Below are 902 nucleotides of genomic sequence, written 5' to 3'. Positions count from 1 at the left end.
AATTTAATGTGTTTTGCTTCATTAGTTGAAGTCCATGTAATATGCGTGCCGTTGTCGCCTGTAACAGTTAATTTAGCACCTGGTAATTCTTTATCGTTAGTGGCGTCTTTCTTTGTAATATCAACGTCCCCAACCTTTTGCTCATTCTTAATAACTACAGCCATACCGTCTTTAGGATCAACGTTGTTGCCTTTATCATCAAGAACCTTCACACCGTCTTTTGAGACAGTGATCTTCCAGCTACTTAGATTAATTACGTGTTCGCTATCTGAGGTAGCTAATTCCTTCAATGTGTACTCGCCAACTACAACGTCTTTGAAGTTTACCTTTGAAGCAGCATCAGCAGTTACAGTTTCGATCAATTCATTATCCTTGTTGTAAAGGCCGAACTTAGCGCCCTTAGCAGTTGGTGCATAGTGACTGTGGTTACCATTATTGTCTTGAGAATCAATCTTTTCGTTTAATTTCAAGACGCTAAATTCACCACGGTACATTTCGTTAACAATTGGATCATCTTTTTTGATGTCAATGTTAATTTCTTGATCATTGTTCTTAGCGGTATATTCAAATTCATATTTGTTCTTGTCTAATACGTGAACGTTACCGGCTTCTAATTCTTTAACGTAGAAGTGGCCATTAGGTACTTTTAATGCAGCCATTTCAGCAATACCAGATTTAGTTGTAGAAGTCCCTAACATACCATCAGCTGGCACAACGATTGTGCTGCCAACTTTGATAGCATCTTTTGAGAATAGACCAAAGACCTTGCCTTCAGATGCCATGTTCTTAGTTACAGGTTTGTTGTCTTTATAGTTGACCAATGTTTCATCAACTTTATGAACGTGGACCTTAACCGCTTGTTTGTTATCTTGAGCGTTTAATGCTTTTGGTGAAATTGCTAA

1 protein-coding gene is annotated in these 902 nt (G+C 37.9%); it reads right to left on the bottom strand.

What is annotated here, in order from left to right; genetic code table 11:
* Positions 1–902 (bottom strand): MSCRAMM family protein (locus tag FC90_RS09345; RefSeq protein ID WP_169816021.1); only part of this gene is annotated, 902 nt, incomplete at both ends.

The sequence above is a fragment of the Latilactobacillus graminis DSM 20719 genome (assembly GCF_001436415.1).
Lineage (GTDB): Bacteria > Bacillota > Bacilli > Lactobacillales > Lactobacillaceae > Latilactobacillus > Latilactobacillus graminis.
The sequence above is the reverse complement of the archived record's forward strand: the minus strand, read 5'-3'. Positions and strand labels throughout refer to the sequence as shown.